Genomic DNA, 10,770 nt, shown 5'->3' on the forward strand with positions numbered 1-10,770 from the left:
GGCCGGGGCCGGGTCTGGCGCTGGATCAGGGGTAGGGCCCGGGGCTGGATCCGGGTCCGATGGGGCCGGGGTGCGTCCGGCTGCGGCCGCTGCCGCTCCCGCCCCTTCCGACGCCGTCGCGGGGCCGGAGGCGGGGTCCGTCCCGGATGCGGTGCCTCCGCGTGCCGGTTTGCCCGAGACCCTCGCCGGGGCGCCCTCCGCTCCGGCCGACGCCACGCCGTGGCCCGCGGCCGGTGCCGTTGACGAGGTGCGGGACGCGCCGCCGCGGGACCGTGTGCCGGCCACGCCTGAGGGGGCGACTCCGTGGGCGGGAACCGACACCAACGGAGGTGCCGAGGAGGACCGTTCGGTACCGCTGCCGCAGACCGTGTTCGCGTCGCAGCTGAGCGATGGTGACGGTGCCGGTGCGCCGCCGTCCGGTGTGGCGCCGGACGCCGAGACCGCGCTGATGTCCGGGGGCAGCGCGCTGCCGCCGACGAAGGTGGCTCCGCCGCCCGGTGCGCCCGCCTCCGGTGGGACCCAGGGGACGCCTCCGCCCGGGCCGCCGGCGCCGTCGTACGGCTATCCGCAGGGGCCTGGTACGCCTCCGCCGGGGGCGCCCGCGTCGTACGGCTATCCGCAGGGTCCCGGTTCGCCGCCCGGTGCTCCCGGTACGCCTCCGCCCGGTGCCCCCGGCCCGTCCGGGCCGGCCGGTGGTCCGGGGGCCGGGGTTCCGCCGCAGCGGTCCCTTCCGCCCAACGCAGGTGATATCGCCGACGCCGCGACCAGCAAGGCCGCTCCGCCGCGTGGTGGGCGCCGTGGTGCGCCGGGTGCGCCGCCGCCTCCGGCCCCGCCGGGTGCGCCAGGGGCGCCGGGGACGCCGGGTGCGCGGCCGGGCGGTACTCCTCCGCCGTCCGGGCCGGGTGCTCCGGGTACCCCGGCGGGCGGGTACGTGCCGACGCAGCTGGTGTCCCAGCTCGGTCCGGACGGGCCGCAGGGCGCGGGTACGCATGCCGCTCCGGGTGCTCCGGGCGGGCCGGGTGCGCCGCAGCCTCCGGGTGCGCCCGGTGGTACGCCGCCGGGTGGTGTCCATCACGCGGCCACGATGCTGGCGGGCCCCTCGGTCGGCGGGCCCGGCGCGCCCCAGCCTCCGGGTCCTCCTGGGGCTCCGGGTCAGCCCGGTGTTCCGGGGCAGCACCATACGCCTGCCGCTCCGCAGCCTCCGGGCGCCCCCGGTGGCGTACACCACGCCGAGACGATGCTGGCCGGTCCGCCGGTCGGCGCTCCCGGAGCGCCTGGTATGCCTGGGGTCCCTGGTGCGCCCGGTGTGCCCCCGGGGGTGCCGCAGCCGGTCCCCGGGCAGCAGCCCCCGGCGTACGGCTATCCGCAGCAGCCGCAGGGGCAGCCGACCGTCGGCCCGGGCTACCAGGCCGTGCTGCGTTACCGCGCCCCGGACGGCTCCGAGCAGCAGCTGATCCGGCGGTCGGCGCCGGGTATGCCGCATCCGGAGTGGCAGATCTTCCACGAGCTGCGGGGGATGAACATTCCGCCGGACCAGGTGCTGGAGCTGCACACGGAGCTGGAGTCGTGCGAGCTGCCGGGTGCCTACTGTGCGCGGATGATCCGTGAGCAGTGGCCGAACGCGCGGATAACGTCGATCGCCCCGTACGGCACCGATCACGCCTCCCGTCAGCAGGGCATGGCGCAACTCCTCGCCCACCAGGGGGAGTTGCACCAGGTGGCCGACGGTCCTGCGCGGCCCGCGCCGGTGCGGGCGCCGTTGCCGCCGGTGCAGCCGGTGGCGCCGGTCCCGCCGGAGGGCATCGCGCAGGAGATGGCGGCGGCGGTCGGGCCGGGTGTCTTCCGGTTCGACCAGCAGGCGGTGTCCCGGCAGGGTGTGCCGCCGATCGTGGCGCACTCGCTGGTGGTGGCCGGGCTGCCGGTCGACATGGGTCCGTTCTTCTGGGCGCAGGCCCAGCCGGGGCGGCCGGTGCCGACGCTGGCCGAGCTGGCGCAGGAGCGCGGTATCCAGCCGGCGGCGGACGCGGGGTCGTACCTCGTGATGGGCAGTGACTTCGGCAAGGCGCTGTGTGTGCAGTACGGCACGGCGAACATCGTGGCCGTGCCGGTGGAGGCCGGGCCGGGTGGGGCTCCGGTGCCGCCGCAGTTCGTGAACACGGGGCTGCCCGAGTTCCAGCGCTGTCTCGCTCTGCTGGGGCGTATGTGGCGGCTGCGGTACGGGCTGAACCAGGAGCAGGCGGGCCGCTGGACCGTCGACTTCCAGGCTCAGCTGCTGTCCCTGGACCCGGCGGCGTTGGGCTCGCCGGAGACCTGGTGGTCGGTGCTGCTGGAGGAGATGTGGGACGGGCTGCTGTGACGCGGGGCTGACCTGGGCCCTGCCGCCTGGATCATCCCGGCGTCGCGGGGCCTGGCGCAGGAGATCCCGAGGCGCCCCGAGTGAAGGGCCGGACCCGGTCGTGTGACCGGGCCCGGCCCTTTGTGCGTGCCAGGACGGCCGTTACTCCGGCGTGGAGTGCGGCCGTTACCTATGCGTGGAGTGTCGGGTATGAACCCTTACGTCTGATCAATCAAGATATGCGCGACGTCATGTGAGAGGGGTTCCTGGATGAGCAGCGCATCGGTGCCGCCGGACGGCTTCGCGGTCGTACGGCGCGGCTACCGTCCCGACCAGGTCGAGGCGTACGCGACGGCCCTCTCGCAGGACCGTGACGCCGCGTGGGAGCGGGCCGCGCGGCTGACCGTGCTGGCCAGGGAGATGGAGGCGGACGCGGAGCGGCTGCGGGAGACCGTGGCGCGGCTGGCCCCGCAGACGTACGAGGCGCTCGGCGAGCGGGCGCGGCTGCTGTTCGAGACGGGCGTGGAGGAGGCGGAGGCGGTCCGTGCGCGCGGCCGTGAGGAGGCCCGGCGGATCGTCGAGGAGGCGGAGGCGGAGGGGCGCCGGCGGCGTGAGGAGGCGCAGGCGTACGCCGAGGAGGTGCGGGGGGAGGCGGAGGAGCGGGCCCGGCAGCGGCTGCTCGCGGCGCGCGCGGAGGCGGACGGTGTACGGATCGAGGCCCGGGGCGAGGTGAAGGAGCGCCGGGGGGAGGCGCTGGCCGCGTTGCGGGAGGTACGGGAGCGGACCGGGGGTCTTCTCGCGGAGCAGAAGAAGGAGTACGCCGAGCGCTGTGCGGAGGTGGACCGGGAGGCGGCCGAACGCCAGGCCGCCCTGGACGCGCTGTGTGCCGAGCGGCTGGCCCTCGCCGAGGCCGCGCTCGCCGAGGCCGAGGGCGCTCTGGGGGAGGCCGGGGAGGCCGCCGCGGGCATCCAGGCGGAGGCCGAGGCCCGCGCCGCCGAACTCGTGGCCGGGGCCGGGGTGCTCGAGGACCGTATCGCCCGCGAGACGGAGCGGGTGCTGCGCGAGCATGCCGAGCAGTGGGACACGGTGAAGGCCCACATGGACCACGTACGCAACAGCCTGGCGGCACTCACGGGCAGGGCTCCCGCGGAGTAGCGGAGTCGGAGTGGCGGAGTGGCGGAGTCGGAGTGGCGGGCGGGTGAGCCCCGTGCGCTCAGTGGCCCCTGCGTGCTGTCTCCCTCCCTACCGTCTCCTTCCGTGCCGTATCCGTGCCCGTCGTATCCGCGCGTGCCGCCCCCGCCAGGATCACGCCCTCCACCGCCTCGTACCGCCGGCGCTGTTCCTCCGTCCGGTCGTGGCCGGAGGTCACCGTGCCGAGCCAGCCGAGGGCGAAGCCCAGGGGGATGGTGACGAGGCCCGTGGTGGTGAACGGGAACCAGTTGAAGTCCGCTTCGGGGAAGGCGGCGTTGGGGGAGCCGGAGACCAGGTTGGTGCCGGTCATCACGATGATGACGGACAGTGAGCCGCCGATGAGGGTCCAGAGCAGGCCGGTGCGGGTGTACCGGCGCCAGAAGAGGCTGTAGACCAGGGCGGGGGCGAGGGCGGAGGCGCCCAGGCAGAAGGAGAGCGTCACCAGGGGCTGGAGGCTGCGGTTCTGGACCAGGGTGGCGAGGGCGATCGCGAGGCCGCCCACGGCCACCGCCGAGATCCGGGCCACGGCCATCTCCCCGTGTGGGGTGGGCGACTTGGCGCGGGTCGCGAACACGTCGTGTGCCAGGGAGTTGGCGCAGGCCAGGATCATGCCGGCCACCGACGCGAGGAGCGTGAGGAAGAGCGCCGTGGTCACCGTGGTGAAGATCAGGGTCTCCGTCGTGGAGACGTCCGTGCCGAACGCGGCCCGTGAGCCGAGCAGATAGGCCGTGTTTCCCTGCGGGTCGGCCCCGGCGATCACCTCGCGGCCGATCAGCGCCGTGGCGCCGAAGCCGACCACCGTGATGACGGGCACGAACAGGGCGACCGACGGTACCGCCCAGGACAGGGAGCGGCGTACCTCGCGTGCGCTGCCCGCGGTGTACATACGCATGGTGACGTGGGGGAGGCAGGCTCCGCCCAGGACCACGGTGAGCTGGGCGCTGATCATGTCCAGTTCGGGGTGGGGACCGTCCGCGAACTGCAGGCCCGAGTGCAGGAAGCCCTGGCCGACGCCGCTGTTGTCGGCCGCCGTGCCGAGCAGGGCGCCCGGGTCCCAGTCGAACCGGTGCAGGAGCAGTACGGCGATGACGGCGCCCGAGCCGAGCAGCATCACGATCTTCAGGATCTGGATGAGGGCCGTGCCCTTCATGCCGCCGATCGCCGCGTAGCCGATCATCAGGGTGCCGAGGCCGATGACGACGCCGGTCTTCAGGCTGTCGCCGGAGAAGCCGAGGATGAAGGCCAGCAGGTCGCCGGTGCCCGCGAGCTGGACCAGCATCAGCGGCAGCAGTGCGGCGAGGGTCGTGACGCAGGCCGTGATCCGTACGGCACGGCCCGGCATCCGGCGGGCCAGCGCGTCGCCCATGGTGAACCGTCCGGCGTTCCGCAGCGGTTCGGCGAGCAGGAACATCAGCAGCATGAGCGAGAGGACCGTGCTCAGGGCGAGGACCACGCCGTCGTGGCCGAAGAGGGCGATCACACCGCCCGTGCCCAGCACCGTCGCCGCCGAGACGTAGTCACCCGCGATCGCGAGGCCGTTGCGCATCGGCGAGAGCGAGCGGTAGCCGGTGTAGAACTCGTCGAGGTCGTCCCGGTCGGGGCCCGTCATCACGCACAGCAGCAGCGTGATGGTGGCGACGGCGGTGAACGCCACGAGGGACATGGTCTGGGCCGAGCCGCTGAACTCGGAGAGGCCGGCCGCCGTGCCGGGGCTCGTCTCCGCGCCGATGGGGGATCCGATGGCCGCGCCGAGGTGAGTCATCGTGCGGCCCCCCGCCCGGCGTCCACCTCGGCGAGCCTGCGGATGCGGTCGGCGAGCGGGTCGACGCGGCGGCGCGCGGTGCGCTCGTACAGCCAGATCGCGAGGCAGGTGACGGGTACCTGGAGCAGTCCGAGGAGCAGGCCCGTGGAGAGTCCGCCGGAGACGGTGCTCGTCATGAGGGACGGCGCGAGGGCGGACAGGATGAGGAAGACGGTGAAGTAGCCGAGCGCGGTGAGTGTCGCCACGCGGCGCTGTCGGCGGTATGCGTGGCGCAGGGTCCGCAGGTCGCCTTGGCGGGTGGGGGAGTTCCTGCGCGGGGGGTGTGGAGTGGCCGGTTCGGGCCCCTGCGGGGCCCAGGTGTGTTCGGGTTCCTGTGGTGCCCAGGGGTGCTCGGGGTCCTGAGGGGTCCAGGTGTGTTCGGGTTCCTGCGGCGCCCACGGGTAAGTCGGCTGCGGGGGCGGTGAGTTGTAGGGGTGCTGGTACGTGTGCCGGGGTGGTGACTTGTCAGGGTCCTGATAGGCGTGGCGTGGTGGGCGGTGGCCCGGACGGCCGGGTGGGCGGTGCGGCGGTGGCTGGTGCGAGGGAGGCGGGTAACCGTCTGACATGCCGTTTCTCCTTGCGCTTCCAGGGGCCGGGTCGCGGACCCACGGGAGCGGTGGGCGAGCGTGCACGCTCCTTCGGAGGGGTGCGTGAGTGTGTGGTTTTCACCAAACTGAGTGGTCGGTATGCGCGTACCCCTGGGACCCTCGCAAATGTCTGACGATCTCTCAGGTCTGTGTGGCTGCTGTGGCGAATGTGTGAGAAGGGACTCACGAAAACGGCTTGGGCAAGCTGGACACGCCGGTTAACCTCCCCTGGACCACGATTTTCATCAAAAACTTAAAAAGCAGGGGGAAGAGTGCGGCCAAGCAGTCGCAGTCGCAGACCAGCCATGCGCGGGGCGATGACCGTCGCCTCGGCCGTGCTGGTTCTGACGGGGGCCATCCCGGCACAGGCGGTCACGGAAACGGACACCGCCACTCGCACGAAAACGGGCGCCGACTCAGGCGCGGACACGGGGGATTCCGGCCGATCGGCCGATGAACAGGCACGCGGCAAGGAGTTCTGGGAGGACGATCCCGTCGCGGAGGCCACGGCCGAGCAGCGGGCCTCGAAGAAGGCGGTCGAGTCCGGGAAGCCGGTCGAGGTGGGCGAGCTGACCTCGGCGAGCAGCCGTGTGATCGCCCGTCCGGACGGCACGTTCACCGCGGAGGCGTCGGCCTCCCCGGAGCGCGTCCGCAAGGACGGCGAGTGGACCGACGTGGACACGACCCTCGTCAGGCGTGCGGACGGCAGTCTCGCCCCGCGTGCCGCCGAGGACATCCGGCTCTCCGGCGGCGGCGACGGCGAGCCGCTGGCGCGGCTGGTGACCGGCGGCAAGGAGTACGCGGTGTCGTCGCCGTGGGCGCTGCCGAAGCCGGAGATCGAGGGGGCGTCGGCCGTCTACCGGTCGGTGCTGCCCGACGTGGACCTCGCCGTGCAGGTGCATCCGGACGGTTTTACGTACCACCTGGTCGTCCACACGCGGGCGGCAGCCGCCGACCCGGCCCTGAAGAAGATCAGCTTCCCGGTCGAGACGCGGGGGCTGTCGGTGCGTACCGACGGCTCCGGCGCGGCCACGTTCGTCGACGGCTCGGGCCACGCGGTGGTCTCCAGCGGTACGGCGCTGATGTGGGACGCGGGGACGGAGGCCGGGGCGGCGAAGACGAAGCCGGCCACCTGGAAAAACGCTTCTGCGGGCGGCTCGTCCTCATCGAGGGCCGCTTCCACCGAGGCCGCTTCCACCGAGGCCGCTTCCACCGAGGCCGCTTCCACCGAGGCCGTGGCCGACGCCCTCAGCGCCGGTGCCCGCTCCCGTACCGCCGTCATGGACACGCGCGTCACCGGCGACGCCCTGTCCATCGTCCCGGACCAGGAGTTCCTCGGCGACAGCGCCACCTCGTACCCCGTCGTCCTCGACCCGCCCGCGGTCAAGTCCTCGCTGACGGGGTGGACGACGCTGTGGTCCGACTCGCCCGGCACCAGCTTCTGGAAGACCAAGCACGCGCTCGGCGTGGGCTACGACGCGTTCGTGGACAACAAGAAGGCGCGCTCCCTCTTCCAGTTCGACACCCGCAAGGTGGCCGGCAAGAAGATCCTGAACGCGACCTTCACCCCGTACGCGATCTGGTCGGCGAACTGCGACAAGAAGAACATCGACCTCTACCGCACCAGCGGCATCAACTCCTCCATCACCTGGAGCGACAACGACAAGGCGCTGAAGTGGTACGCGAAGGTGGACACCGTGTCCGCCGCCAAGGGCCACTCGTCGGCGTGCCCGGACGGGGACATCGAGTTCGACGCGACCGCGGCCGTCGCGCACACCGCGAAGGCCAAGGACACGCTCACCACGCTGGGCCTGCGGGCCAGTGAGTCCGACCCGATCGCGTGGAAGCAGTTCATGTCGCCGCTCGACCCGGACGCCACCTCCTCGCGCAAGCCCCGGCTGTCGATCACGTACGTGACGCCGCCGAGCAGCAAGCCGTCGTCGGTGAAGATGTCCGACCCGAAGGTGTCCTGCTCGGCGAGTTCCTCCCCGGCGGTCATCCGCGACACCACCCCGCGCCTCACGGCGACCCCGACGTCCGGGGACGCCTCGAACTCCTCGCTGCGCCCCAACTTCGAGCTCTACAAGGGGACCAGCACCTCGCCGACCTCGCTGAAGCCGTCCACGTGGACGGACAGCGGCACGGCCGGTACCGCGCAGACGGCGGCCCTCGACCAGAACGTCGTCCACAAGTTCCGCGCGCGGACCGAGTACAAATACTCGTGGAAGGGCGACACGCACTCGCTGTTCGGCCCCTGGTCGGGCTACTGCTTCTTCAAGGTCGACTCCAAGGGCCCGCCGATGCCCACGGTCATCTCCCCCCTGTACCAGGAGTGCGAGGGCACGACGTGTGAGGCCGCCGACCCGGAGCGCGGCAGCGTCGGTATGACCGGCACCTTCAAGGTGATCGCGAACGCTACCGACGTACGCCGCTACGACTGGTGGCTCAACGGTGTGAAGCTCGGCAGCAAGACGTTCACCGGCAACACCCTCGTGTACGACATCGAGGCCGCGCCCGACAAGCGGCTGACCAACACACTGCGGGTGCAGACCTTCGACGCCGCGGGCAACCCGAGCGCCACGCGGGACTACCTGTTCAAGGTGGCCAAGGGCGCCGACCCGGTGGCGAGCTGGAAGCTCGACGACGGCAGCGGTACGACGGCGGCGGACGGTTCGGGCAAGGACCGGCCGCTGACGCTCACCTCCGCGTCCTGGACCGACAAGGCCCGTCTCGGCGGTGGTCTGCGCGGCAACGGCACCAGTGTGTCCGGCTCCACGGCCACTGCGGTGCTGGACACCACGAACAGCTTCACGGTGTCCGCCTGGGTCCGGCTCACCGGCAAGAGCCGCAACTCCACGGTGGCCTCGCAGAGCGGCACCCGGGCCGGCAGCTTCCAGATCTACTACTCGTCGACGTACGACAAGTGGATCTTCAACCGGTACTCGGCCGACGTCGACAGCCCGGTGATCACCCGCGCGGTGTCCAGGAAGCCGCCGGTGGTGGGCGCCTGGACCCATCTGATGGGTGTCTACGACAACAACAGGAAGCAGATCCGGCTGTACGTCAACGGACAGCTCCAGGCCGCCACCGAGTACACGACCCCGTGGGCGGCGAACGGCCCCTTCGAGGTCGGCCGTATGAAGGGAGCCGGTCAGCTGACGGACTACTTCGCCGGTGACCTCGACCAGGTCCAGGTGTGGAACCGGGTCGTCTTCGACAACGAGCTGTGGGCCGTTAGCAACGCCGAGAACCCGGAGACCGGGCAGCCCGAGTCCGAGCTGCTCGCCCACTGGGGCTTCGACGAGTCCTCCGGCACCACGGCGGCGGACGCCACCGGCCGGGGCAACACGCTGACCCTCCAGCCGGGCGCGACCCTCACCGCGACCGACGACCCCGCCCACGGCACCGTCCTCAGCCTGGACGCGGCCCAGTTCGGGCGCGGCACCTCGCCGGTGTCCCTGGACGAGTCCGGCAGTTACACGCTCGCGGGCTGGGTGAACCTGGGCGACGGCTTCCTCGACGACACCACCACGGCGCACTCGCCGACGGTGTTCTCCCACCCGGGCGCCAAGCGGAACACCTTCCGGCTCTGGTACCGGCAGGAGGCGGGCGAGTCCGTCGGCGACTGGAACTTCGGCCGGTACGAGACCGACGTCATCGGCGGTCCGGCCGCCGGGGTCGCCTCGGACGAGGTCAACGCGCCCAGTGGCTGGGTGCATGTCGTCGGCGTCTTCGACTCGGTGAACCAGTCGGTCAAGCTGTATGTCTCCGGGCAGCGGCAGGGCGACGAGGACGGCGTCCTCAGCGAGGAGACCTTCGAGTCCACGGGCCCGCTGATGGTGGGCGCCGCACGCCGCCACGACAACGGCGAGTGGGGCAACGCCCTGCCGGGCCGCCTCGACGACCTGCGCGTGTACGCGGGTGTCCTCTCCGAGGCGGAGATCACGCAGCTGGCGACGGTGGACGAGCCACCGGTGCCGGTCGAGTAGGCCGGGCGTCCGCCCCTCCCCAACGGCGTGCCGGGTCCACCGGCCCGGCACGCCCCCATACCTCAGTACTTCAGAATCCGGAGAACCCCTTACGTGGTGTCCAGGAACAGCTCACTGCTGCCCAGAAGATGGGCGTGGAGCAGAGCGAGCCGGCGGCGTCTCGCCGCCGTCGTTCTGCCCGTGTCGTCGGCCGTCGTCGCCGGTCTGCTGAGTGCCGCACCGGCGCAGGCGGCCGAGCGGGACCGCGACCACACCGCCCTGCAGAAGGCCCGGTACGGCAAGGCCGAGCCCTTCGACGCGAAGCGCACCAAGGTCCACGACCCGACCGTGGCGGCCGCGCGCAAGACGCTGGCCAAGGCGCGTGCGGAGGTGAAGTGGCCGGGTGCGTCGGCGGTGAAGGTCCGCCTGCCCAAGGCGGTACGGGCGGCGAAGGCCGCCGCCGGCAACCCCGAGGTGCGGGTCGTCGACCGCCGTACGACCTCCGAACTCGGCATCGACGGCTTCGCGTTCACCGTCACGGGGACGGACGGCGAGAAGGCCGCCACCACCGTCGACTACAGCTCCTTCGCCGACGCCTACAGCGGCAACTGGTCGTCGCGTCTGCGTCTCGTACGGCTGCCCGAGTGCGCCCTCACGACGCCCGAGAAGGCGGAGTGCCGTAGGACCACGCCGGTGGCCTCGGAGAACGACGCCGAGAAGGAGACGGTGACCGCGAAGGTCAGCGCGCGCAGGGCTCCGACGGTCCTGGCGCTGTCCGCCGCCGCCTCCTCCGACCAGGGCACCTACGAGGCCACCCCGCTGGCGGCCTCCTCGACCTGGCAGGCGGGCGGCTCCAACGGCGACTTCACCTGGAACTACCCCCTGGAG

General features: G+C 72.3%; 5 protein-coding genes and 1 pseudogene. 4 read left to right on the forward strand and 2 right to left on the reverse strand.

Annotated elements, in window-relative coordinates:
- Both FNH04_RS32105 and FNH04_RS32110 read left to right on the forward strand, forming a co-directional pair.
- Window positions 1-2,356 (forward strand): SUKH-4 family immunity protein (locus FNH04_RS32105; RefSeq protein ID WP_194236886.1); only part of this gene is annotated, 2,356 nt, incomplete at its 5' end.
- A gap of 249 nt (window positions 2,357-2,605) precedes the next feature.
- Window positions 2,606-3,490, forward strand: coding sequence for a cellulose-binding protein (locus FNH04_RS32110; RefSeq protein ID WP_152789383.1), 885 nt, complete (start codon window positions 2,606-2,608; stop codon window positions 3,488-3,490).
- Window positions 3,491-3,548: 58 nt separating this feature from the next.
- Here FNH04_RS32110 and FNH04_RS32115 read toward each other — a convergent pair whose 3' ends face one another.
- Together FNH04_RS32115 and FNH04_RS32120 are read right to left on the reverse strand one after the other, a co-directional pair.
- Entirely contained in the window at window positions 3,549-5,189 is a 1,641-nt protein-coding gene (locus FNH04_RS32115; protein ID WP_228031735.1) for a sodium/solute symporter, read from the reverse strand.
- A 95-nt stretch (window positions 5,190-5,284) separates the two neighbouring features.
- The gene (locus FNH04_RS32120; protein WP_152789385.1) at window positions 5,285-5,893 is read right to left on the reverse strand and encodes a DUF485 domain-containing protein; all 609 of its coding nucleotides are present in this window, start codon (window positions 5,891-5,893) and stop codon (window positions 5,285-5,287) included.
- Window positions 5,894-6,231: 338 nt separating this feature from the next.
- Here FNH04_RS32120 and FNH04_RS32125 point away from each other — a divergent pair, with 338 nt between their 5' ends.
- Both FNH04_RS32125 and FNH04_RS32130 read left to right on the forward strand, forming a co-directional pair.
- Window positions 6,232-9,903, forward strand: a complete 3,672-nt coding sequence (locus FNH04_RS32125; protein ID WP_228031734.1) for a LamG-like jellyroll fold domain-containing protein — start codon at window positions 6,232-6,234, stop codon at window positions 9,901-9,903.
- A 96-nt stretch (window positions 9,904-9,999) separates the two neighbouring features.
- A pseudogene (locus FNH04_RS32130) lies at window positions 10,000-10,770 on the forward strand (hypothetical protein); the annotation flags it as partial.

Origin of the sequence: Streptomyces phyllanthi, from assembly GCF_009377205.1 — a bacterium.
Taxonomy (GTDB): Bacteria; Actinomycetota; Actinomycetes; order Streptomycetales; family Streptomycetaceae; genus Streptomyces; species Streptomyces phyllanthi.